At 55.7% G+C, this 22408-nt stretch carries 22 protein-coding genes and 2 pseudogenes; 16 read left to right on the top strand and 8 right to left on the bottom strand.

Going from position 1 to position 22408, the window contains the following annotated elements; translation table 11 throughout:
* Positions 1-3: 3 nt before the first annotated feature.
* The 4 genes from JQ848_RS10170 (at position 4) to JQ848_RS10155 (ending at position 2281) form a co-directional block, all read left to right on the top strand.
* A complete protein-coding gene (locus JQ848_RS10170) occupies positions 4-786 on the top strand; it encodes an ERF family protein (protein WP_202210586.1) in 783 nt (260 codons plus the stop codon).
* On the top strand, positions 770-1387 hold the full coding sequence (locus JQ848_RS10165; RefSeq protein ID WP_202210585.1) for a lambda exonuclease family protein: 618 nt from the start codon (positions 770-772) through the stop codon (positions 1385-1387). The genes JQ848_RS10170 and JQ848_RS10165 overlap by 17 nt, the downstream gene beginning before the upstream one ends.
* Before the next feature lie 12 nt (positions 1388-1399).
* Positions 1400-1888: a single-stranded DNA-binding protein gene (locus tag JQ848_RS10160; protein ID WP_202210584.1), complete on the top strand. Its 489-nt coding sequence runs from the start codon at positions 1400-1402 to the stop codon at positions 1886-1888.
* Between the two features lie 81 nt (positions 1889-1969).
* On the top strand, positions 1970-2281 hold the full coding sequence (locus tag JQ848_RS10155) for a hypothetical protein (RefSeq protein ID WP_202210583.1): 312 nt from the start codon (positions 1970-1972) through the stop codon (positions 2279-2281).
* 3 nt (positions 2282-2284) lie between these two features.
* Here JQ848_RS10155 and JQ848_RS10150 read toward each other — a convergent pair whose 3' ends face one another.
* The gene (locus tag JQ848_RS10150; RefSeq protein WP_202210582.1) at positions 2285-2503 is read right to left on the bottom strand and encodes a hypothetical protein; all 219 of its coding nucleotides are present in this window, start codon (positions 2501-2503) and stop codon (positions 2285-2287) included.
* 107 nt (positions 2504-2610) lie between these two features.
* Here JQ848_RS10150 and JQ848_RS10145 point away from each other — a divergent pair, with 107 nt between their 5' ends.
* Positions 2611-3675: a DNA-methyltransferase gene (locus tag JQ848_RS10145; RefSeq protein WP_202210581.1), complete on the top strand. Its 1065-nt coding sequence runs from the start codon at positions 2611-2613 to the stop codon at positions 3673-3675.
* A gap of 32 nt (positions 3676-3707) precedes the next feature.
* On the opposite strand, the gene JQ848_RS10140 is transcribed toward JQ848_RS10145, so the two are convergent.
* Positions 3708-4070 carry a hypothetical protein gene (locus JQ848_RS10140; RefSeq protein ID WP_202210580.1) on the bottom strand — a complete coding sequence of 121 codons (363 nt, stop codon included), beginning with the start codon at positions 4068-4070 and terminating at the stop codon, positions 3708-3710.
* A gap of 77 nt (positions 4071-4147) precedes the next feature.
* Here JQ848_RS10140 and JQ848_RS10135 point away from each other — a divergent pair, with 77 nt between their 5' ends.
* From JQ848_RS10135 to JQ848_RS10120, 4 genes and pseudogenes are all read left to right on the top strand, one after another.
* Complete coding sequence (locus tag JQ848_RS10135; RefSeq protein ID WP_202210579.1) at positions 4148-5092, top strand: DNA cytosine methyltransferase; 945 nt, start codon at positions 4148-4150, stop codon at positions 5090-5092.
* Positions 5093-5157: 65 nt separating this feature from the next.
* Positions 5158-6105: a GAF domain-containing protein gene (locus JQ848_RS10130; RefSeq protein ID WP_202210578.1), complete on the top strand. Its 948-nt coding sequence runs from the start codon at positions 5158-5160 to the stop codon at positions 6103-6105.
* On the top strand, positions 6102-6314 hold the full coding sequence (locus JQ848_RS10125; RefSeq protein ID WP_202210577.1) for a hypothetical protein: 213 nt from the start codon (positions 6102-6104) through the stop codon (positions 6312-6314). Before JQ848_RS10130 ends, JQ848_RS10125 begins: the two co-directional genes overlap by 4 nt.
* Before the next feature lie 125 nt (positions 6315-6439).
* A pseudogene (locus JQ848_RS10120) lies at positions 6440-6805 on the top strand (DNA cytosine methyltransferase); the annotation flags it as partial.
* 42 nt (positions 6806-6847) lie between these two features.
* Here the strand turns inward: JQ848_RS10120 and JQ848_RS10115 are convergent.
* Positions 6848-7525: a hypothetical protein gene (locus JQ848_RS10115; protein ID WP_202210576.1), complete on the bottom strand. Its 678-nt coding sequence runs from the start codon at positions 7523-7525 to the stop codon at positions 6848-6850.
* A gap of 186 nt (positions 7526-7711) precedes the next feature.
* Here JQ848_RS10115 and JQ848_RS22965 point away from each other — a divergent pair.
* Both JQ848_RS22965 and JQ848_RS10105 read left to right on the top strand, forming a co-directional pair.
* Positions 7712-8369 (top strand): annotated as a pseudogene (locus JQ848_RS22965) (ASCH domain-containing protein).
* Between the two features lie 249 nt (positions 8370-8618).
* Positions 8619-8903, top strand: a complete 285-nt coding sequence (locus JQ848_RS10105) for a pyocin activator PrtN family protein (protein ID WP_202210575.1) — start codon at positions 8619-8621, stop codon at positions 8901-8903.
* Here JQ848_RS10105 and JQ848_RS10100 read toward each other — a convergent pair.
* Positions 8881-10014, bottom strand: a complete 1134-nt coding sequence (locus JQ848_RS10100) for a tyrosine-type recombinase/integrase (protein WP_202211276.1) — start codon at positions 10012-10014, stop codon at positions 8881-8883. The genes JQ848_RS10105 and JQ848_RS10100 overlap by 23 nt on opposite strands.
* A gap of 133 nt (positions 10015-10147) precedes the next feature.
* Between JQ848_RS10100 and dusA the strand changes: the two genes are divergently transcribed.
* Positions 10148-11122: a tRNA dihydrouridine(20/20a) synthase DusA gene (dusA, locus tag JQ848_RS10095; protein ID WP_202210574.1), complete on the top strand. Its 975-nt coding sequence runs from the start codon at positions 10148-10150 to the stop codon at positions 11120-11122.
* 67 nt (positions 11123-11189) lie between these two features.
* Here the strand turns inward: dusA and rssC are convergent, their stop codons facing one another.
* The 3 genes from rssC to JQ848_RS10080 form a co-directional block, all read right to left on the bottom strand.
* Positions 11190-11672, bottom strand: coding sequence for an anti-sigma factor antagonist RssC (gene rssC / locus JQ848_RS10090; RefSeq protein ID WP_010657349.1), 483 nt, complete (start codon positions 11670-11672; stop codon positions 11190-11192).
* Positions 11669-12853 (bottom strand): two-component system response regulator RssB, encoded by a 1185-nt coding sequence (gene rssB / locus JQ848_RS10085; protein ID WP_003444715.1) that lies wholly within the window; start codon positions 12851-12853, stop codon positions 11669-11671. The genes rssC and rssB overlap by 4 nt, the downstream gene beginning before the upstream one ends.
* A gap of 344 nt (positions 12854-13197) precedes the next feature.
* Positions 13198-13887 carry an MlaA family lipoprotein gene (locus JQ848_RS10080; RefSeq protein ID WP_003444717.1) on the bottom strand — a complete coding sequence of 230 codons (690 nt, stop codon included), beginning with the start codon at positions 13885-13887 and terminating at the stop codon, positions 13198-13200.
* Positions 13888-14200: 313 nt separating this feature from the next.
* Here JQ848_RS10080 and JQ848_RS10075 point away from each other — a divergent pair, with 313 nt between their 5' ends.
* Entirely contained in the window at positions 14201-14464 is a 264-nt protein-coding gene (locus JQ848_RS10075) for a DUF4404 family protein (RefSeq protein WP_003444719.1), read from the top strand.
* A 72-nt stretch (positions 14465-14536) separates the two neighbouring features.
* On the opposite strand, the gene JQ848_RS10070 is transcribed toward JQ848_RS10075, so the two are convergent.
* On the bottom strand, positions 14537-19393 hold the full coding sequence (locus tag JQ848_RS10070) for an NAD-glutamate dehydrogenase (protein WP_202210573.1): 4857 nt from the start codon (positions 19391-19393) through the stop codon (positions 14537-14539).
* A 511-nt stretch (positions 19394-19904) separates the two neighbouring features.
* Between JQ848_RS10070 and JQ848_RS10065 the strand changes: the two genes are divergently transcribed.
* From JQ848_RS10065 to JQ848_RS10055, 3 genes are read left to right on the top strand one after another with little or no spacing between them, the layout of a single operon-like run.
* Positions 19905-20267 carry a hypothetical protein gene (locus tag JQ848_RS10065; protein ID WP_003444723.1) on the top strand — a complete coding sequence of 121 codons (363 nt, stop codon included), beginning with the start codon at positions 19905-19907 and terminating at the stop codon, positions 20265-20267.
* 50 nt (positions 20268-20317) lie between these two features.
* Entirely contained in the window at positions 20318-21067 is a 750-nt protein-coding gene (locus JQ848_RS10060) for an amidohydrolase family protein (protein ID WP_003444724.1), read from the top strand.
* A 32-nt stretch (positions 21068-21099) separates the two neighbouring features.
* Positions 21100-22275, top strand: a complete 1176-nt coding sequence (locus tag JQ848_RS10055) for an MFS transporter (protein ID WP_202210572.1) — start codon at positions 21100-21102, stop codon at positions 22273-22275.
* Positions 22276-22408 lie beyond the last annotated feature (133 nt).

The raw sequence follows: 22408 nt of genomic DNA, 5'->3' as shown, positions 1-22408 counted from the left end.
GCCATGAGCAATCTTGCAGTAAAAGACCAGGTCGAGCGCTCGCCGGCCGTACAAAGTGAATCTGCCACGATCATGGCGATCATCCAGCAGGTGGCCATGAGTCCGGACGCTGACATCGACAAGATGGAACGCCTGATGGCGATGCATGAGCGCTTTCAGGCACAGCAGGCCAAACAGCAGTACGACGATGCGCTAGCCCAAATGCAGGAAGAGATGCCGGTGATTGGCGAGCGTGGCGGCATCAAGGACAGGAACGGCCGAATCCAGAGCACCTACGCGCTCTGGGAAGACATCAACGAGATGATCAAACCGGTGATGGCCAAGTATGGCTTTGCCCTCACCTTCCGCACTCCACGCAACGAGCGCGGCATCGAGGTTGAGGGCGTGCTGAGCCATCGAGCTGGGCATCGTGAAATAACCTCCATCGTCCTGCCTGTGGATACGTCGGGCAGCAAAAACGGCGTGCAGGCCGTGGCCTCCAGCGTCAGCTACGGCAAGCGATACACCGCAGGCCTACTGCTGAACATCACCACCACTGGCGAAGATGACGACGGCAACGGTGCGGCCGCCAAGATCACCCCACGTGTCACCTCGGCCCAGGCTGCGCAGCTCGCCATGCTGCTGGAGAAGTGCAGCGACAAAGCGAAGTCCGCTTTCGCCGGCATCCACGGCACGCCGACCTCCGTTGAAAAAACCATGTTTGACCAGGTGCTGGCAATGCTCACCAAGTCAGCGACCCAGAACAGCAAAAACATAGAAGGACAAGACGATGAAAATCATCAGTAACGTTGAGCAAGGGACTCAAGAGTGGCTGAACCTGCGCCTGGGCATCGTGACCTGCTCCGAGCTGGATACCCTGCTGGTTAACGGCAAGGGTGAGGCGGGCCTGGGAGCAGGCGCATTCACCTACATGGATACGCTGATCGGTGAGCGCATCACCGGTGAGGCCGCGGACCCATTTATGGGTAACCGCCATACCGAGCGAGGCCACGAATTGGAAGGCACCGGGCGCCAGCTTTTTGAAGCCCAAACCGGAGTCACCACCCAGCAGGTCGGCATCATTCTCAACCACGGCATCGGCTATTCGCCTGACTCGCTGATCGGTGCAGACGGTCTATGTGAAATCAAAACGAAGCTCCCGAAATTTCAGGTCGGCGTGATTCTGGGTAACGAAATACCAAAGGACCACATCGCACAATGCCAAGGCGGCTTGTGGGTATCAGAGCGCGAGTGGATCGATTTCGTCAGCTACTGGCCCGGCATGCCTCTGTTTATCAAGCGTGCCTATCGCGACGAAGCCCTGATCCGAAAGCTTTCCGAGCGCGTCAAAACTTTCTACGAAATCCTCGATGAGCGCATGAATAAAGTGCTCGGGATCGCAGCCTAAACCGGAGCCAACATGCCACAACTTACCGATATAGGCCGGATTGGCCGTGATGCCGAACTTCGTTACACCACAGGCCAGAACCCTACTGCTGTTGTCGCCCTGACCTTGGCCTGCGATTACGGTCGCAAGGGTCAGGATGGCAAAAAGCCTACCCAATGGGTCGAAGCCGTCATTTTTGGCAAGCAGGCCGAAGCGATGGCGCCGTACTTGGTGCGCGGTCAGCTGATGCACTTCACCATTGATGATGCGCATATTGAAGAGTTCAAACGAGGCGATGGCACGCCGGGCAACAAGCTGACCGGAAAAGTGATTGCCATCAAGTTTGCAGGCTCGCCGCCACAAGGAGTTAAGCAACAACAGCAAGCCCAGCAGCCACGCCAACAGCCGCGACCTCAGCAGCAAGCACCGCAGCAGAGCCAGCAAGGTACCAACGGCCCGGACTACGACAGCTTCGACGACGACATACCTTTCGCGCCTCACCACCACCTAAATGGTGCCTGATGCGCCGTATCAATCGAGTCCAGCAACGCAAACGTCAAACATGGCTGGCACTGCCGGCCAGCGGAATTGAAGAGGTAGGCCATGGCCAAGAGCAACGCGGATATTCAGCGGGACAAGCGCGCCAAGGAGAAAGCCCTGCTCGACAAGATCGGCGCCGAGAAGCGCACGCTGATTGTGTCGAAAGCGCTCGCTGATGCACTTCAGTTGCTGGGCGAGCGCCACGGCTTCAAGGAATGGCAGGAGACTGTGTCGACGTTCCTGATCAACCTCGCCGCTGCGCCCGCCGAAGAGTCCACCCGTTTCACCACCATGTCGCGACCCGAATTCGTCATCACTGAAAAGCAGTCGCGACAGCTTGAAGAATTCAGCAAGACCGGCATCGAATCAGCATAAACGCTATTCAGACTTAAGCGTAAGCGCAGTGGCGTGCGCGTTGCTGATCTCCAAACACGCCATAGCGACATGCCTATCTTCGACTTTGCGAAATGGGCTTTGACCAATGATCAACCCGCTCGCGATGTCCAGCAGATCCTTGGTATTGGCTCCCGCAGCCTCTGACGCAGCGATCACAGCAATGAGTGCCTGTTCCAGCGCAACTTCACGATCAGTAGACATCAGCAGATCTCCTTGAGCCGGCTTCATGCCGGTTCCCCGTGATACCCCAACCAATCCCAAAATGCCATCACCTATCACGGAGAGTGGCATCCGACTGGAAATATCTCATGAGTCCTTCCCACCAGATACTGGTCGGTGACTGTATCGACATGATGCAGACGCTGCCGGATAAGTCAGTGCAGTGCTGCGTAACCAGTCCTCCCTATTTTGGCTTGCGGGATTACGGAGTCGACGGACAGATCGGCCTTGAGCAGACACCGGTAGAATTCATCGGGCGTCTGGTCGATGTGTTCCGCGAGGTGCGTCGAGTACTCCGAGACGAAGGCACGGCCTGGGTAAACATGGGCGACAGCTACGCAGCGCGTTCAACAGGGAGTCTTTCATTTCGTCGTGACAGAGCTGCCGTATCGCCTGATCGCGCCCCGCTGACTGAGGGGGTCAAGGTGAAGGACATGATGGGAATGCCTTGGCGACTGGCATTCGCCCTACAGGACGACGGTTGGTATTTGCGGCAGGACATCATCTGGCACAAGCCAAACCCTATGCCAGAGAGCGTCCGCGACAGGTGCACCAAGTCCCACGAGTACATCTTCCTTTTGAGCAAGGCGCCGAAGTACTACTTCGATCAGGGCGCGATCCTCGAACCCTGTTCACCCAACACCCACAACCGGCTTTCGCAGGATGTCCTTGCACAGATTGGCAGTGAGCGTGCCAATGGCGGAGCCAAGAGCAACGGCAACATGAAGGCGGTGACCAGGAAGTCGAACGGCGTTGGCTGGGGTCATGGAACAGACGATAAAGAGCGCTGCCGGGGAAGGATAAAGGACAACGAGTCGATGGATTCTGCACTGGCAGTGATGCCCACCGAGCGTAACAAGCGAACTGTGTGGACGGTACCGACGCACAGCTTCAAGGGCGCCCACTTCGCCACATTCCCGCCCGATCTGATTCGGCCCTGCATTCTGGCGGGGGCTCCCCGGGGCGGGATTGTGCTCGACCCGTTCGGCGGTGCCGGTACCACGGCGGTGGTAGCAATGCAGGAAGGTCGAAATTCGATCCTTTGCGAGCTAAATCCCGACTATGCCGCCATGGCTGAACGCCGGATAGCGGCGGCCTGGCTCGACGGCGCGGCGCAGATGGATGTTTTCCACGATTCAGCGCCAGCCACTTGATTCTTCCTCACATATTGCGTTGAGGGCGCCACTTAAAAAGGTTTGCAGATTGCGACATCGACATAGTAATTCGATACCGCACTTGCGCGCGCATCTGTCTCCATAGTAGCGCTGAGTACTACGTGACATTTCTCCTTGAGATTCTGCAAGGCATTAATGAATTGATGCTCTCGAACAAGTATCAAGACAACGTACTTAGCCCCGCTCGAAATTTTTTCAAGAGCTGCGGGCGCGTCATAAGCGAGCTGAGCTTCTTTTCGGTAGGACCCTACGATTCTTCTGGTTGCTGTGATGTCGTAATTTGGCTTTCCACTAACTCGCGCCGTGTCCGACATTCGTGCCTCGGAAAGAACGTGCGCGCACATCTGTAAAAACAGCGACTCATACCAATCCATATGTCTTTCCTCTAAACGATGTGGACGACATTCAATACCCCACTTCAACGAATCACGCCAGCAGGCGAGGATCCCCTATGTCCGAAATCACCTATGGCTCCGTGTGCAGCGGCATCGAAGCCGCGACCCAAGCCTGGCACCCACTGGGCATGCGCGCCGCCTGGTTCGCCGAGATTGAGCCGTTTCCCTCTGCGGTCCTGGCCCACCACTACCCCAACGTGCCGAACCACGGCGACATGACCAAGCTTGCCGCCCTGGTGGTGGCCGGCAAGATCCCGGCGCCGGACGTGCTGGTCGGCGGCACCCCGTGCCAGGCCTTCTCGGTTGCCGGTATGCGGGAAGGCCTCACTGATCCACGCGGCGCCCTCACCATCAAATACGTGGAGCTTGCAGATGCAGTTGACTATGTTCGCGCCGGCCAGAGAAAGCCCGCCAGCGTTATCGTCTGGGAGAACGTCCCCGGCGTCCTCAGTGACAAAGGGAACGCCTTCGGATGTTTTCTTGGCGCGCTTGCTGGGGAAGACTGCGAGCTGCAGCCTCCAGGGAAAAAATGGCAAGACGCTGGTTGTGTGTATGGACCCAAAAGAACAATCGCGTGGAGGGTCTTGGACGCCCAATATTTCGGCTTGGCCCAACGACGCCGTCGTGTATTCGTTATCGCAAGTGCTCGAGACGGGTTCGATCCCACCGAGGTACTTTTTGAGCGCGAAGGCACTCGCCGGGATTGCCCGCCGGGACGGTCGGCGGAGTTTGCACTTCACCCTACTCTCACGGCACAGGGGGGAGGCTCTCTCGATGATCGAGAGGCATATGTGCTGGAGCCCGAAGGCATCCGCCGAACCACTGTGATCGAGTGGGAGCGCTGCCAAGGCTTTCCCGATAACTTCACGCAAATCCCGTGGCGAGGCAAGCCTGCCAGTGAATGTCCGGACAGCCCACGCTATAAAGCAATCGGGAATTCTAAGGCGGTACCTGTTGTCCGCTGGGTCGGGATGGGCATCCAAAAAGTGCTAATGAAATGAAGATGCGATTGACGCCAGCTTCCAAATCTAGCATACAGATTACAGATAATTTCGGAACCTGACAGATGGACCTCAAGCAGTTAAATCTAAAAAACAAAACCACTGAAGCAAACATCACCTCAGTATCAATATTATTTGCAAACACATGGATGACTTTGATTTCGCCGGTTTTGATCGGCTTATTCATAAGCAAGCTGTTTTCAGCAAATAATAATTTTACAGGTAGCGAGACAGCATTCGCAGCCATAGCAATAGCCATTCACATTGTACTTGCCTTAGTGCTCTACAAAGCTGGGTCACGCCAGAGCAACTCTGTAGAGATTGACAACATGATTCACAAGCTCGACACATTAAAAGAAGATGTAATTCCTAAAGCGCAAGAAGTATTCGCTTGTGCCGCAGCGCAACAGATCGTCATATATTTAATGACCCTAGAGTTAGAATCCCGAATAAGGGAGATCAACTTAAAAGACAAAGACTATCCCGTTGCTCAAAGGTGGGCGGACTGGGAAAATGGTCTAGAGGCAGTAATGTCGCACCTTAATAAACATCGAGTGCAAGTGTTTGGCTATACTGGCGAGAGCCTATACAATATGGCACTCTATATGTATGACAAAAATGATGATGATCTATTTATTATCTGGAGGAGGCATGACGATCGAATGTCAACATCGAACAGGAGATGGAAGCCTGGGTTAGGCCACGTGGGTTTGGCATTCGTTCAGCAAGAAGCAAAAATTTGTCACGACATTTTCATGAGTACGGAATTAGCCGATTCCTCAACCAATGATGAGTCAGATAAATCGAAATATAGATCATTCTTATCCATACCTATTACGGACTCCTTTGGAAACAGCAGTGGTGAAAAACCCCTCGGCGTGCTAGTATTCACTAGCAGCAGCGCAGGTCAATTCGACTGGGAACGAGATAGGTTTTTTACACTCACGATTGCCAAGCTGTTATCGATTTACATTGAGCGGAATGTAACAGATTGGGCAGGAGCAGAAAAATGAGCAAATTTAAAGACCAAAAAGTTGCCATTCTGCAAATAGTATCGGCGCCAAAACGAACAGAGGGCGTTATTTCAGTAAGTATGAGTTTCGAAAACTGTTTAGTCGGAAATCATAAAAACAATGACGCTTACCTAGAGAACTGGGTAGACACCGAAATTAAGAAAAGCAGTAACTATTTCAAAAAAGAAATATATAGCGAAGATTGTTAATCGCCTCGAATACCAAGAGAACCGGAGATAATATCTCCGGTTTTTTTGTCAATTCTTTACCACGACGTAAACCTTGCCCGACTCTTCGGCGCCGCGCATCACCGCTGATAAATCAACCCTAAACATCCGGCGCACTTCGGGTCGCAGCCTTCCTGATCAGCTACTACGGCACCAGTGATGCAGGCGACATTGCAGCGCCCGCCCCCACTATCACCACCCGCGACCACCTGGCACTGGTCACTGTAACCATCAAAGGCACGCCGTATGTGATCGTCGATATCTGCCTGCGGATGCTGCAACCGGCCGAGCTGTACAAGGCCCAAGGCTTCCCGGGCGACTACATCATCAGCCATGGCGCCGACTGCATACCGTTCACTAAAACCCAGCAGGTGCACATGTGCGGGAATAGCGTCAGTCCGCCGCCGATGGCTGCCCTGGCGCGAGCCAACGACCCTTGGCGCAATGAACAACGCCAATCTCGCGCCGCATAACTCCCACACTACACCGCCTGAGCATAGCCCGAGATAGGACAACTACTTGAACAGAGACTCCACGCCATTCACCTCAACAACGTCTCTAACTACTTTATCATTCAACACTTGGCCTTTCTTCAATACAATATCGCGCACATGTTCAAACAACTTAACCCACGAAACTTCTTCGCCGCTCTTATTCCATACCAAATCAGGTTGCTCTATCTCGGAAAGCATCATATAAGGCAAACTTTTTCCCTTTTTATTTTTCTTCGGGGCGACCAAAACTACCCGAGCGACTTCAAGCTTCTCAGCCCCGCTATGCGCCGCGAAATTATGCCTATATGAAATCCCCATATCATGAAGCTCGTGGTATTTCTCGTCGAGTTGTTTCTTCTCTAACTTAACTGGTCGCCCATCACATCGAGAGAAGCACTTTCCATAGAATGTCAGCGAGGCCACGAACAAACCCTTAATAATATCGTAAGACCCCCTTTCCTTCCCGTAATGAAACTCACCATCAATTTCAGGCAGTGTAGATTGAATCCTATCTATCTCTCTCATCCACACAATTGCACTTTTCAAATCTTTTTGGATAAGAGCATAGCCTGCCATTTGATCACAGATTTTTGAGTCTAATACCACCTTCTTACAGGGGTGCCCTTTATATTTATATATCCTGTACTTCTTCCCTGTTTTTTTATCAACAAAAAACGTATGACTCCAATTGTCGTCCAAATCGCTCCCCTCAAAGCAAACCACAGAAAAATTCTAAATTACAAAAATCAAAAAAATAAACGATCCACATTACACATGCACTAAATCTTGAGTAAAGGGTGAAGTGTTCACCTGACGCGAAATAAAAGCAACAGATCGCCCCTCCCCCAATTCAAAGTCAGCCGCTATAGCGGCAAGGACGAAGTCATGCCTGAAATAAAGGAACGCCCCATCCTGTTCTCGGCGCCGATGGTGCGCGCCATTCTGGAATGGCCGGAAGACTGTCACGCGCCGTGCGCTGAATGCCCAGGCTCTCAAAAACATCGGTTATGGCGTCCAACTCGGCGAGTGCCACGAACTACCCAGCGAAGGCCCACTGCACCCGAACAGCATCGGGTATTACAACGACTTCTGCCCATTCGGCCAGCCCGGCGACCGCCTGTATATCCGCGAGACATTCATGGATCTTCGGGGCACCGGGGTAGAGCATCGTCCTTATCCAGATGGACCTCTACAGCGTTATGCCTACGGCGCCGACACGCGGCCGGGATCACATGGGGACGAAGCGCGCAAAGACTTCGGCCTCAAATGGAAGCCAAGCATTCACATGCCTCGGGCGGCCTGCCGCATCCTGCTGGAGATCACCGACGTGCGCATCGAGCGCCTGCTGGACATCACCCACGAGCAGGCTGCGGCCGAGGGAGTTCACCGAGGCCCGCTACGTGAGTGGTGCGCTAGCGACGAAGGTGGTGCCTGCCACAAATACCCCGTGCCAGCATTCCGCGACTTGTGGCAATCCGTCGGTGGTGACTGGGACGCTAACCCCTGGGTCTGGGTGGTCGAGTTCAAGCGGATGAAGCCATGATCGCCCTCGCCTGGTTCGCCTACGAGTACTGCTACAAGGGGCCGCGGTGATGCCCCACCACCCCAAAGGCGGCATGTGCTGCGCTTGCCAGCACGCCCGCCGAGATTGCAGCGCCCTTCCCTTCAAGGCCATGCCGCCGATTCAGCGCGATGCCAGCACGGTCATCGTGCGGTGCACCGACTTCAAGAGGCAGGCCTGAACCTCCACCTAAACACCTTCTGCCGGACAGCGCGAAGTACGGAGCGATAAATGAACACAGCATTCCTATTGATGGCGCAGTACAGCGGCCAAGCCATCATCCCACTTGAGCGGGTGTGCGCCGATTACTTCACCCACCTCACGCCTGAGAAGATGAAGATGAAGGTCGCTGCTGGCGAAATTGATCTGCCTCTGGTGCGTATGGAAAGCAGCCAGAAGTCAGCCAGGGGCGTTCACCTAAATGATTTGGCAGCCTACCTTGATGCGCAGCACGGCCAGGCTCAGACCGAGCATGAAAAACTCATGGGACGAGCTAAGCTGCGCCGGGTTTCTTAAATCGCTTCCGGGTCTCAGTCTTGGGACCCGCTATTATCTTTTCCAGCCACGGCCAACCCTCGTAATGGTCGCCATTTCCCCTAAGGTGCGTATAGCGCCTCATCGAATTCCAATCCCGGTGGCCAGAAACAGAGGCGACTTTCGGGATGTCCCAGCCCATTTCAAATAATCGGCTCACGCCATCATGACGCAGGTCATGAAAATGCAGATCCTCGATCTCCAGAAAATGGCATGCCCTGGTGAACGACGCCGACACCGATCGGGGGTTGTACGGGAATATCTCGTCTGCAACCTTTGGCATTGATTGAAGAATGCGCCACGCCTCGTCAGGTACCAGGCACCAAACGTCATTACCGTATTTCTGCCCGGGGTTTTTCATGTCCGTGACCAGAACCATCTGACGCGCCTCGTCCAAGGCATCCCAACGGATTCGTGTTATCTCTTCTTGGCGTCGAGTAGAGAACAGGGCAAATGCCGTGACTCGAACCATATCGATCTCCTGCTTTCGGCGGTCACGCATTTCACCGAAATACGTCAGCAGGGTTTCGAGTTCGTCTAGCGTAGGCCGGCGGTTGCGTTCCTTGCTCTTGGTCACCGCGCCCATCTTGCGCAGAACCCGGCGAGCATCCGGCATAGCCATAGGGTCAATATCGTATCCCCATGCCGGGCGAGCCACTGATAACACGGCCCCTAAATGGGCAAGATCGTTTCCAACCGTCTGTGCTTGGATGCCGTCTTTCTGCATTCGGTCGTTGGCATATTCGACCAGCTTCTGACTGGTGATGTCCTTGTCTTCGAGCTTACCCAGCCAGGTCTCGCTGATCGCCTTTAAAGTGGCACGCTTGGTCTTACCCAGCGGACGAAGCTTCTCGTACTCGAGAAGGTAGCGTTCGATCATTTCTTTGACCGTTACTCCTTGCCGCTGGGATTTGGCTATTGCCCCGGGCACAGCCATGTCTGTTTCGACTTTCTTGATCCATGCCTGCGCCGCGGTCTTGCGGTCGAAGGTTTGTGTTTCCTGATAAACTGTAACGCCTTTCTGCATGATGCGGACTTGAGCGTGGTACGCCGTCGAGCCGTCTTTGCGCTTGCGAACTGATATAGAGCCCATTTTGCTGAAATCTCCAACCGCCTTGCTGAATTTCAGCAAAGGAGATCGGAGAATAAGCAAAAATAGCGGTTAATGGTAGAGAATGAGAGTTAGCGAAATGTCGACGAGCACAGCAGAAAACAAGGCCTCCCCAATGAATCCGGTAAGTAGGAGGTTTTCTGTTGCACCTATGATGGATTGGACCGATCGTCATTGCCGTTTCTTCCTGCGCCTGTTATCGAAAAACACCCTGCTCTACACCGAGATGGTGACCACTGGCGCGCTGCTTAACGGTGATGCCGAGCGCTTTTTACGTCACGACGAGGCTGAGCATCCGCTGGCTCTGCAGTTGGGCGGCAGTGTTCCCGCCGATCTGGCAGGCTGCGCGCGCATGGCCCAGGCCGCCGGGTATGACGAGGTGAATCTGAATGTCGGCTGTCCGAGCGATCGGGTGCAGAACAATATGATTGGCGCATGCCTGATGGCTCATCCGGCGCTGGTTGCCGATTGTGTGAAGGCCATGCGTGACACCGTTTCCATTCCGGTCACGGTCAAGCACCGCATTGGTATTAACGGACGCGATAGTTACGAGCAGCTGTGTGACTTTGTTGGCACCGTTCGGGATGCGGGTTGTACCAGTTTTACCGTGCATGCGCGTATTGCGATTCTTGAAGGGCTGTCGCCGAAAGAAAATCGCGATATTCCACCTTTGCGTTATGACGTTGCCGCGCAGCTGAAAGCTGATTTCCCTGAGCTGGAGATTATTCTCAACGGCGGGATCAAGACGCTTGAACAATGCCAGGAGCATTTGCAGGTGTTTGACGGGGTGATGCTCGGGCGTGAGGCTTATCACAACCCGTACATTCTGGCTGAAGTCGATCAGCAGCTTTTTGGCAGTACCGAACCGGTGATTTCACGGGCCCAGGCCCTGGCGCTGTTGCGCCCTTATATCGCGGCGCACATTGCTGCGGGTGGGGCAATGCACCATATCACCCGGCATATCCTGGGGCTGGGCCAGGGCTTTCCCGGGGCACGGCGCTTCCGTCAGTTGCTGTCTGTGGACATCCACAAGGCCAAGGACCCACTGGCCTTGCTGGATCAAGCCGCAGAGCTGCTGGAAGGCCGCTGAATCGCAGGCAATTAAAAAGGGCCGTCCTGTACAGGACGGCCCTTTTTTATCGGTTGCCGCTCAAGGGTCAGTGACGCTCGAGTGCATTCACCAGATCATGGAACGCTTCACGGTTGGAGTCGTTGAGCCCCATCAGAATTTTGTGGGCTTCAAGCACTTTGACCCGGACCACTTCTTCAGACTGGTCCTGGGATGGCAGGTCTGTCAGGCACTCAGGGCACGGAATTGGCTTGCCGATGATGTTGAACACCTGATCGAAGCCCATCGACTGCAGAAGTCGCGTGATGTCTTCGTGGGTGGTGACAACTGTCGGCAACAGACCGATTTTCTGGCGTGACAAAATCGACAGTTTCGCCAGCAAACCCAGGGTGGTGCTGTCGATGCTGCGGGTTTCGGTGAGGTCAATGACGATGGCGTTGAAATTCAGCGCCGTGAAAATCCTCTCGATTGTCGCATCCAGTGCCGAACACAGTGTCAGGCGCACTTCACCCACAAATTTCAGGACAAATGTACCGTCCTGTTCGGCGAACTGAATTCTACCGGTACTCATTTAAGATTCCTGCTTAACACCAACAAGGCGATATCATCCGGCATCTCCCCGAGCGTAGCTAATCCAAACTCTTGGCGCAGGCCATCCAGGCTGCCGCCAGCTGCTTTTACCAGTTGTGGCAAAGCTGCCTCTTTCTCTTTGAGCGTCTGCTCGGTCAAAAGGTCCAAAATTCCGTCCGACATCAGTGTAAGACTGAAAGCTTCCGGCAACTTCAGAACATGATCTTCATAGGTCGCTTCGTTAAACAGGCCAACCGGCAGCCCTCGCCCTTCCAGGTAGCCCACGCTGTCAGGCGTGTAAAGCACCGGCAATGGCAGGTGGCCGCCAATGCTGTAAGTCAGCACGCCGGTTTCTTCATCAATGACTCCGCCGACCATGGTCACGTGTTTGCCCAGCTTGCAGTTGATCAGGCCGCGGTTGATGTGCCCAAGCACCTCTGAAGGCTTGAACTCGGGCAGGGTCCCGTTGCGTTTGGACTCGAACAGCAAGCGCGTGGTCATGAACTTGAGCAGCACGGTTACAAACGCGGATGACGCACCGTGACCGGAAACGTCAGCCAGATAGAAGGCTACCCGTCGCTCATCGACCCTGAAGTAATCCACGAAATCGCCGGACAAATACAGGGAAGGAATAATTTGATGAGCAAAGTTGAAATCATCAATGGACCAGGGGCTGATGGGCAGCATGTTCATCTGCACCTGGCGCCCGGCATTCTGGTCTTCCTGCAAAAGATGCAGACTGGCTTCGAGCTCGCGGTTGGCCGACTCCAGCTTGTCGCGGTAGCGCTGGTTTTCCACCAGCAGCCGCGCGCGATCCAGCGCCCGATGTACTGAGTGCTCCAGAACGGCCAGATCTTCAAGCGGCTTGATCAGGTAGTCGGCAGCACCCAAGCGCAGCGCCTCGACCACATCGCTCATCACGCCCGCACCGGAAATCACGATCACCGGGGTTTGCGACGAGCGCTGCGCTACCTGCCGTATCAGCTCCAGGCCACTCATTTGGGGCATGCGCAAGTCACAGATCACTAAGTCTGGCTGCTCTTGCTCGAACACCTGAAGACCCTGCATGCCATTGCTGGCCTGGAGGACGCTGAAGCCGCTGTCTTCCAAGTAGGCTGCCAAACTGGCGCGTACTACTTCGTCGTCATCAATGATCAGCAGCGTGGCACTGGTTTTTTGCATGTGGGCAAATGGCGCCAGAATTGGGTTGGCGTAGGAGCTCGAACGGGTCGGGCTCAACGACTGAATTGGCTTATGAACATCCCTGATTCAAATCGATGGTATTGCTCGATCCTACAAAGGTGCCCGTGTAAGGCGCAGACGGTACTCCCATCCGCGGGGGGTTTCAAGCTCAGGCCGATGGTGGCCGCAGGTCTTCGTCAAGTTAAATTCCTGCGGGTTATAAGAACCTCGTCAACGGCAACTAAAACCAAGGTTCGAGCCCCGCCAAAAGTAACCTTCACCCCACCCCGACAATGCAAAAAACGGCCATCAGGGCCGTTTTTTTTGCAGCAACAGCGCAAGAATCAAAAGTCGTCTTCAACCTGCCCGTCTTTGATCTTGAACTCGCGGTTCTGCAGATACGCATTGCGGATAAAGACGTACCTGTCACCCGTAATGAGCTTTTCAGCAGACAGCAAGCTGGCGCGGGTATCAATAACATCCATGCCGATTGCCATGTTACGGGCCGGGATATCATTCATGTAACGGTACGGTTCAGCGAAGGTGTCCGGATAAATGGCGACTGCATCACGCACGGTGCTCGGACCCAGTACCGGCAACATCACGTAAGGACCACTAGGCACACCCCAGTACCCCAGGGTTTGCCCGAAGTCTTCAGCGTTGCGCTGCAAGCCCATTTTGGTGCCGACATCGAAGAAACCGGCCACACCGAGGGTGGTATTCATCAACAGACGGGCCGTGTCTACACCCGCAGCCTGGGGCTTGGCTTGCAATACATCGTTGGCCAGGTTGCGCACGTCGCCAATATTTCGATACATGTTATGGATGCCATCCTCCAGAAATTGCGGAGTGATGAACTGGTAGCCCTGGGCAAGAGGCTTCAAGGCATAGGTATCGAGCTTTTCGTTGAATTTGAAAATGACCCGGTTAACTCCTTCCCACGGGTCATCTTCGGTGGCGGCGTTGGCGGTGAATGGGACCATCGCAACACCGGCACAGACACATATTTGAGCAAGACGATCGGTCCAGCGCATAGCAAAGCTCCTAAAAAATACATAATACTTGGGCGCTACGCCCTGGGTCAGGCGCAGAGTATAACGGTAATTGGATTTTCGGCGCCCAAAGAAACACCTGCAACAGACTGACCCATGCAGCAGTCGTTCCGAAAATAATTACATTTGTTATAAGTTTCCGCATCTCGCCCCTCTCTGCCGGCAAAAGCCGCTATAGGGATTTTGATAGAGATCATGCATGCTTGGCCCGAGTGGATTAATCTAGAGGCCCGCTTACAGACCTTTTGTTCACGGCGAAGGTCTATACAGAGCCTATCAATAAAGGATGAATGCTATGCCTGCCGGCGATCTGCAAAAACAACTCGACTCCCTGCGCGAGCAACTTGATAAAAACCCGCCACTTTCCCTTGATGAGCGGGACGACCTCAACAAACTCGCTGAACAGATCGATGCCCAGATCAAAGTCGAAAACGCAACTCAGGACACCAGCCTGGTCGACAACGTTAATCTGGCGGTAGAACGCTTTGAGGTCGAGCACCCTACCCTGGCTGGCACCTTGCGCAATATCGTACAAACCCTGGGTAATATCGGGATCTGATTTCCCGTTACACCCCGGACACAAAAAAGCCCCGACTCAATCGAGCCGGGGCTTTTTTTATTGCTCAGGCTGTCAGAGCCCTGATTGACCACTCAACGCCAGGTCGAGCAGCTCACGGTTGGCTACCGCATACATTGCGTAGTCATTGCCGGTGGCGGCACGCAGATCCACCAGCATCGAGCGCCAGCGCTCAACCATCGAGTTGTTCTGCTCAAGCCACAATGCCAGACGCGCTTCGATTTCAGTCGGGGCATCAGCCATTTGCAGTACCGAGACGGTAATTGCACGCTGCTGCCAGTCGATATCATCACGGAACGCTTCACGGGCCAGCGCCTGCCAGTTGTTCTCTACCGGCAGGTTGCTGATTTGCTGCAGGTACCAGGTCAGATCCAGCGCACTGCCGACGGCGAAGTACGCCTTGGCCACATCCGCAGCATTCTGGCCGGTCACATCCGAAGCCTCGATGATCGGCAGCAAGGTGTACAGGTGCGTAGTACCAGCCACCATCCGCGCCAGCAACTCCGGTACACCGGCTGCGACGTAAGCCTGGTAGCGGGTCTGCCAGCCCTCGCGGGTTGCACCTTCCAGCAGTTCGTCGAGCTTAAGCCCCAGCGCCGCCAGATGCGGGCCGAAATGCGCCACGTCACGTGCCGCATCCAGTTCGTTGCGACGACTGCGCAGGAACCAGCGGGTGGCACGACGACCCAGACGCATCAACTCGTCCATCAGCGCCAGCTGGATTTCGGCCGGAACCTGGTAATCCAGAGCTTCGATCTGACGGAACCAGTGCGGGAGATGGAAGATGTCGCGCACGATCACATAAGCACCCGCCACATTGGCAGCACTCATGCCGGTCGACTCTTTCAGCCGCTCGACAAAGGTAATGCCCATGTGATTGACCAGATCGTTGGCGATCTGGGTGCTGACGATTTCACGCTTGAGGCGGTGACGACGCATGGCAGCGGCAAACTTGCTGACCAGCATCGGCGGGAACGCGGTTTCCATGTCACGGGTCAGGTAGTCGTCATCCGGTACCTGGGAGTTGAGCAAGGCTTCCTTGAGGTCGATCTTGCTGTACGAGATCAACACCGACAGCTCGGCACGGGTCAGGCCATGGCCCGCCGCTACGCGCTCGTTGAGTTGCTCTTCGGACGGCAGGAACTCAATGGCACGGTCCAGCTTGCCACGGGCTTCCAGATCGCTCATCAGACGCTTGTATTCAGCAATGCGCTCGTATGCACGGCGCGCCGCCAAAGAAATGGCCTGGGTCTGCTTGTAGTTGTTGCCCAACACCAGGCCGCCGACTTCATCAGTCATGCTGCCCAGCAGCTGATTACGCTGCTTCTCGGTCATATCGCCAGCCTGCACCACTTCGTTGAGCAGGATCTTGATATTCACTTCGTGGTCAGAGCAGTCCACACCACCGGCGTTGTCGATGAAGTCGGTATTGGAACCGCCGCCATTGAGGTTGAATTCGACACGGCCCAACTGGGTCATGCCCAGGTTGCCGCCCTCGCCCACAACCTTGCAGCGCAACTCGTTGCCGTTTACCCGCAACGCGTCGTTGGCCTTGTCGCCTACATCGGCGTGGCTTTCGCTGCTGGCTTTGACATAGGTACCGATACCGCCGTTCCACAACAGATCTACCGGCGCCTTGAGCAAGGCATTCAGCAGTTCGGTCGGGGTCAGCTTGTCGGCGGTAATTGCGAAACGCTCTTTCATCTCAGGGGAGATGGCGATGCTTTTCGCACTGCGCGAGAAGATCCCGCCGCCTGCCGACATGATGCTGGTGTCGTAATCCGACCAGGCCGAACGCGGCAGGTCGAACAGGCGCTGACGCTCGACGAAGCTATTGGCCGGCTCCGGGTTCGGATCGATGAAAATGTGCAGGTGGTTGAATGCCGCGACCAGTTGCAGCTTGTCGGACATCAATAGGCCGTTGCCGAACACGTCGCCGGCCATGTCACCGACGCCAACCACGCTGATGCTGTCTTGCTGAACGTTGATGCCACGCTCTTTAAAGTGGCGCTGCACGCCCACCCAGGCGCCTTTGGCGGTAATGCCCATTTTTTTATGGTCATAACCGGCCGAACCGCCCGAAGCAAACGCATCACCCAGCCAGAAGCCGTAATCAATGGCAATGCCGTTGGCAATGTCGGAGAAGGTCGCGGTCCCTTTGTCGGCTGCTACCACCAGGTACGGGTCATCGTCATCGTGACGGACCACGTTCAATGGCGGTACCAACGCGCCGTCCTTGAGGTTGTCAGTGATGTCCAGCAGACCGGAAATGAAGATCCGGTAGCAGGCAATCGCCTCGGCCTGGATTTCGTCGCGACCGCCGCCCAGTGGCAGGCGACGTGGCACGAAACCGCCCTTGGCGCCCACCGGCACAATGACCGAGTTCTTCACCTGTTGAGCCTTTACCAGGCCCAGTACTTCGGTACGGAAGTCTTCTTCACGGTCGGACCAGCGCAAGCCACCGCGAGCAACGTTGCCGAAACGCAGGTGAACCCCTTCAACCCGTGGCGAGTAGACGAAGATTTCAAACTTCGGCACCGGCTTTGGCAGCTCGGGAATCAGGTGCGGATTGAACTTGAAGCTGAAGTACGAACGGTTCTGGCCATTGGCATCCGGCTGGTAGAAGTTGGTCCGCAGGGTTGCTTTGATCAGGTCCAGATAGCGACGCAGGATGCGGTCTTCGTTGAGTACCTGAACGTCATCCAGAGCAGTCAGGATCGCTTGCTCCAGACGCAGCTGCTTGTCATCCAGATCTTCTGCGGTCAGCTTGCGCGCCAGATAGAAGCGGGTTTTGAACAACCGGGTCAACTCGCGGGCGATGTCGGTATGGTTGTTCAGGGTGCTGGCGATATAGCCAAGGTCGAAGCCCAGGCGAATCTGCTTCAGGTAGCGGGCGTAAGCACGCAGCAATGCCACATCACGCCACGGCAAACCGGCGGTCAGTACCAGGCGGTTGAAGGCATCGTTCTCGGCGTCACCCTTGACGATATACACGAATGCATCCTGCAGGGTGTCGTTGAGTTGCTGGATATCCAGATTCAGGCCTTCGCCCGCGGTGAAGGCAAAATCATGGATCCAGAACTCACGGCCATTGGCATGCCGCAGGCGGTATGGGAACTCGCCCAGTACGCGCAAGCCCAGGTTCTCCAGGATCGGCAACACATCAGACAACGCCAGTGGCGTATCTGCGTGATACAGCTTGCAATGCAGTTCCTGGCCGGCGCTTTGACCCAACGGCTGGTAGAAGCTCATCACCAGCGGGTTTTTCTCGCTCAGGCTCATCAGGTGCTGCATGTCGACCACGGCCGAGTGCGCGGCAAAGCGCTCGCGGTAGCCGGCCGGGAAGCCTTTCGGGAAGTCCGACAGCACCTTGGTGCCATTGGCTTCGCCGAAGCTTTCAACCACCAGGCTTGCGTAATCGTCCTGCCAGCTGCGGCAAGCCTGGACCACTTCTTTTTCCAGCATCAGCGGGTCGATATCGATCCGGTTTTTTGGATCGACCCGCAGGATCAGTTGCACGCGGGCCAGTACCGACTCGGAGAAGAAGGTCCAGAACTCGCAGTCCGAAGCTTGCAGACGCTCCATTAGCACTTGCTGGATTTTCTGCCGCACTTCGGTGGAGTACACGTCCCGTGGCACATAGGCCAGGCAGTAGCAGAAACGGCCATACGGGTCTTTGCGCAGGAACACGCGAATCTTGTTGCGCTCCTGGATTTGTACAATCGACATCACCGTGGTGAACAGCTCGTCGACCGGGGTCTGGAACAGATCGTCACGGGGCAGAACTTCCACCACCTGAGCCAGTTCCTTGCCCAGGTGAGCCTTGGGCTGGAAGCCGGAACGGCGTTCGATCTCGGCAACCTTGCGCCGGATATAAGGAATCACCCGCACGCTCTCGCCGTATACCGACGAGGTATACAGGCCCATGAAGCGGCATTCCTTGATCACCTTGCCGTCGGCATCGATTTGACGAATCGAGACATAGTCAGGGTAAGCCGGGCGATGTACGCGACTTGGGTGCGCAGCCTTGGCAAACGACAGCAGGGTCGGCTCGCGCAGGTAGCTGACGGCGTAATCTTCGATGCGCAGGTCTTCGGCAGTCAGGCCGGCCCGCAGCAGCTTGGTCAGACCGAGGAACGACTGCGGGTCATATTCGATATGACCGCCATCCGCCTCGTCACGTACCACAAACTCTTCATAGCCCAGGAAAGTGAAGTGGTTGCCCACCAGCCACTCCAGGAAGCTCTTGATTTCGGCTTTCTCGTCGGCATCGACGACGTACTGGCAGCTGTCGATACCTGCCAGCAACTCCTGGACCTTGTCTTTCATTGGCTCGAAATCAGCCACGGCGACGCGCACTTCACCCAGAACCTGTTCCAGTTCCTTGCTCAGCACATTCAATTCAGCGGCATTGGAGCAGCGATCGATTTCCAGGTACATCAGCGACTCTTGCGAGACGCCTTCGCCACTGGTGCCCTTGGGCAGAATTTCCAGCAACTCGCCTTTGCTGCCGCGGCGAACGCTCAACACCGTGGTCTGCAGGGTGTGGATGCTGTAACCGCGGCGGTTCAGCTCGGTACGTACCGAATCCACCAGAAACGGCAAATCGTGATGCAGTACTTCTACGGCGGTGTGGGTCGACTGCCAGCCATGGCGCTCGTAATCAGGGTTATAGACCCGCACTTGCGGCTGCGCCGGATCGAAGCGTTCCAGCAGACGCCAGGCTGACAGCGTACAGCCGGCCAGGTCGGACATTCGACGTTGCGTGAGTTCGTCCAGGGAAATGATGCCGAAGAATTGCTCGGCAAACAGGGCTACTTGTGGCAATGCCTGTTCACTGATGTGCTGGGCCAGAGCTGCTTGCAGTTGATGCTGGAAGTCGGCTTTGCTGGCTGCGGTGAAGAACGCCATCTGTGGTACTCCGCTTGGGCTTGTTATTGAGAGAAGCGTCGCGTGCTGTTCCCGCGTGGGGAGCTGCCAATACTGTGCAAGGGCATATCTTGGCAGTCCTTGAAAGCACAGCATGACAGGGTGGTGAAGCTGGCCGCGACCCAGGGGTCACATTCACGTTCCAGGATGGGTATCTGCAAAAACGACTGCCGGTTGAACAGGCTGTGTTTTTAAAGATAGCTATCACCCGCGAAGCTTAACGATTGAGCCGCCCGGCCTGCTTGCGATGCGGCGACATATTCGGTCATTGGGACGCAACCTTGCGGCCTGATAATGAACAACCCTAGCATTCCAATGGGAAAAACATTCCGAAAAGCACCTGTAAATCCTTTGCCAGTCACAAAAATGACTCGTACGACGCGATCCGGACTCTTCGACACATTTTCAATCAGGCCAGCATAAATCTGTGCAGGCTGGCAAAATCAACTTTTATTCAGCCGATACATGCGCCCGCAGCGCCAGGATTCCCCCCATGCAAATCACCACCCCGCTCCTCATGGCCAACCCGTGCGACGACGAAGAAGACAACATGGCCATGCTGTGTTGCCACAGCGAACAGGGCGAAATGTTCCTGATGACCCGCTATCCGGACGAAGACGAACTGGAAATCACCTTCGGCGACGTTGACGGACCTTCGGTTCTGGAAGGGGTAAAAGCCACCCTGAGCCCTACCCGCCTGCTGATTGAAATCAGTCCGTCTGACGCTGACGCCCTCAATGGCGACGATCATATCGAGATCCTTCACAGCGCAGACCCAAGCGAGCTGGCCGAAATCGAACAAACCCTGCACAACATCCTCAAAGGCACCGGCACCTACGTCAGCGAACTGGGCTGAACCACCTGACCACAACAACTGCTTACCCCTGAAACGCAGGTAATGCCGCCATGCGCCCGATCTTCGATGCTCACTGCCATATCATCGACAGCGCCTATCCGCTGATCCCGAACAACGGCTATATGCCCGAGTTTTTCAGTGTCGATGATTACCAGGAACGTACCCGCCCCCTGGGCATCGTCGGCGGGGCCGTGGTCTCGGGATCTTTTCAGGGTTTCGATCAGACTTACCTGATCGCTGCACTGAACCGCCTGGGCCCGGGCTTCGTGGGGGTAACGCAACTGCCCGCCAGCGTCACCGATACCCAGTTGCAAACCCTGGACCGGCATGGTGTTCGCGCCTTGCGCTTCAATCTCAAGCGCGGCGGTTCCGAGCAACTGGACCAGCTCGAATCCCTGGCCAAAAGGGTGCATGACTGCGTGGGCTGGCATTCGGAGTTGTATATCGACTCGCGGGAACTGCCAGCCATTGAAACCCGGCTGCTGCGCTTGCCAGCCCTGAGCATCGATCACCTGGGGCTGAGCCATGAAGGCTTGCCCAGCCTGCTGCGCCTGGCCGGATACGGGGTTCGGGTCAAAGCCTGCGGTTTTGGCCGGGTAGATTTCGCGCTGCCCGGCGTACTGCAACAGATTCACAGCGCCAACCCCCATGCACTGATGTTTGGCAGCGACTTGCCGTCGACCCGCGCGCCCCGCCCCTTTGCAGACAGCGACATCGTCTTGTTGAGCGATGCCCTGGGTGAGGACGGCGCCGCGCGGGCCCTGTGGCACAACGCCCGAGAGTTTTATCGCTTGAGCTAAACAGGGTGTTTAGCCACTGACACGAGAACAGCATGCGTAAGGATTACCTGGCTTTTTTCATTTCGCTGTTTGTGTCGCGGCTTGCCGACCAGATCCTGTTATTTATCGTGCCGCTGATTGTGTTCCAGACCACCAATAGCGTGTCGTGGGCCGGACTGGCATTTTTTGTCGAGTCTTTGCCGCGCTATCTGGCGTTCCCGGTCTGCGGGGCACTCTGTGACAAATACCCCCCGGTACGCATCCTGCACATCAGCCAGGTCTATCGCGCGGTTGCCTGCGTCATCGCCGTAGGGCTTTACGCACTGTTCGACGGGATTTACTGGGTGGTCATGCTGTCAGCACTGTGCGGGGTACTGACCACCCAGGGCGTCATGGCCCGGGAGGTGCTGATGCCGCACATCTTCAAGCACTACACCTACGGCAAAACCCTGTCCTACTCGCAGATCGCCGATCAGAGCGGGTTGGTTCTGGGGCCGCTGGTAGCTGCATTGCTGCTCGAAATCTGGGCCTGGCACTGGGTGGTCATGGCCGTAGCCGGACTCTTTGTCCTGGCCGATCTGGCGATGCTGTTCTGGCAACGCAATACCAGGGTCAACCTGCCAACCTTCGAACAACACCAAGACCTCTGGCTACAGCCATTGCGCATCGCCTTCAGGCATATCCGCCAATTGGCAGAGTTGCAAAAAATCATCGTCCTGGCAGTCGGCGTCAATCTGCTGATCGGTGTCACTCTGGCCACCTCCGCGGCCATGGTCATCGGCCAATATGCGGCCGGCAAGCAGACCTATGCCGGCTTGCAGGCCGCAGGCGCGCTGACGACCATTGCCATTCTGTTTTACCTGGCGCGCTCGACCCTGTCTTTGAAAGTGCTGGGCAGCCTGTCCTACTCCATGATCGCGTGTGGCGCGCTGATCACCGCCCTGAGCCCGAATATCTGGGCCTACACCCTGGGCTTCTTGCTGATTACCGGCTTCGACAAGATGTTCAACATCTACTTTCGCAGTGTTCGCCAGAAAGTCATCCCGCCACAGGATTTTGGCAAAACCGTGGGTGTGGTCAGTTTGCTCAACAACCTGTCCCAACCCTTGGCCGGACTACTGATTGCCCTGCTGGCAGGTCCCTTGGGCACCCAGACGGTCATCCTGTGGCTGACCGGTTTGACCGCCTTGATCGGCGTCACCCTGGTGACACTGGCCAGACGCCGGTAATGGCGAGGCACAGATGAGCACTGTTCTCAACAACTCCCTGGATTTCGGATTTTTCCTTAAATATCGGATTTTTCCTTAAAAAGCTCCCCCTGCGATTAGTCCGCGACCCCTCCAATGGATTAAAGTAACGGCC

The sequence above is a fragment of the Pseudomonas paraversuta genome (genome assembly GCF_904067025.1).
In the GTDB taxonomy this organism is placed as follows: Bacteria; Pseudomonadota; Gammaproteobacteria; order Pseudomonadales; family Pseudomonadaceae; genus Aquipseudomonas; species Aquipseudomonas paraversuta.
Note: the sequence above shows the minus strand (reverse complement) of the source record. Positions and strands in the feature narration are given on the sequence as shown.

Coding starts and splice junctions, on each gene's coding strand:
- JQ848_RS10055 (WP_202210572.1), top strand. CDS start 21,100: ATGCGTAAGGATTACCTGGCTTTTTTCATTTCGCTGTTTGTGTCGCGG.
- JQ848_RS10160 (WP_202210584.1), top strand. CDS start 1,400: ATGCCACAACTTACCGATATAGGCCGGATTGGCCGTGATGCCGAACTT.
- JQ848_RS10130 (WP_202210578.1), top strand. CDS start 5,158: ATGGACCTCAAGCAGTTAAATCTAAAAAACAAAACCACTGAAGCAAAC.
- JQ848_RS10100 (WP_202211276.1), bottom strand. CDS start 10,014: ATGGGCTCTATATCAGTTCGCAAGCGCAAAGACGGCTCGACGGCGTAC.
- JQ848_RS10060 (WP_003444724.1), top strand. CDS start 20,318: ATGCGCCCGATCTTCGATGCTCACTGCCATATCATCGACAGCGCCTAT.
- JQ848_RS10135 (WP_202210579.1), top strand. CDS start 4,148: ATGTCCGAAATCACCTATGGCTCCGTGTGCAGCGGCATCGAAGCCGCG.
- JQ848_RS10140 (WP_202210580.1), bottom strand. CDS start 4,070: ATGGATTGGTATGAGTCGCTGTTTTTACAGATGTGCGCGCACGTTCTT.
- JQ848_RS10155 (WP_202210583.1), top strand. CDS start 1,970: ATGGCCAAGAGCAACGCGGATATTCAGCGGGACAAGCGCGCCAAGGAG.
- dusA (WP_202210574.1), top strand. CDS start 10,148: ATGAATCCGGTAAGTAGGAGGTTTTCTGTTGCACCTATGATGGATTGG.
- rssC (WP_010657349.1), bottom strand. CDS start 11,672: ATGAGTACCGGTAGAATTCAGTTCGCCGAACAGGACGGTACATTTGTC.
- JQ848_RS10080 (WP_003444717.1), bottom strand. CDS start 13,887: ATGCGCTGGACCGATCGTCTTGCTCAAATATGTGTCTGTGCCGGTGTT.
- JQ848_RS10145 (WP_202210581.1), top strand. CDS start 2,611: ATGAGTCCTTCCCACCAGATACTGGTCGGTGACTGTATCGACATGATG.
- JQ848_RS10165 (WP_202210585.1), top strand. CDS start 770: ATGAAAATCATCAGTAACGTTGAGCAAGGGACTCAAGAGTGGCTGAAC.
- JQ848_RS10065 (WP_003444723.1), top strand. CDS start 19,905: ATGCAAATCACCACCCCGCTCCTCATGGCCAACCCGTGCGACGACGAA.
- JQ848_RS10105 (WP_202210575.1), top strand. CDS start 8,619: ATGAACACAGCATTCCTATTGATGGCGCAGTACAGCGGCCAAGCCATC.
- JQ848_RS10150 (WP_202210582.1), bottom strand. CDS start 2,503: ATGTCTACTGATCGTGAAGTTGCGCTGGAACAGGCACTCATTGCTGTG.
- JQ848_RS10070 (WP_202210573.1), bottom strand. CDS start 19,393: ATGGCGTTCTTCACCGCAGCCAGCAAAGCCGACTTCCAGCATCAACTG.
- JQ848_RS10075 (WP_003444719.1), top strand. CDS start 14,201: ATGCCTGCCGGCGATCTGCAAAAACAACTCGACTCCCTGCGCGAGCAA.
- JQ848_RS10170 (WP_202210586.1), top strand. CDS start 4: ATGAGCAATCTTGCAGTAAAAGACCAGGTCGAGCGCTCGCCGGCCGTA.
- JQ848_RS10125 (WP_202210577.1), top strand. CDS start 6,102: ATGAGCAAATTTAAAGACCAAAAAGTTGCCATTCTGCAAATAGTATCG.
- rssB (WP_003444715.1), bottom strand. CDS start 12,853: ATGCAAAAAACCAGTGCCACGCTGCTGATCATTGATGACGACGAAGTA.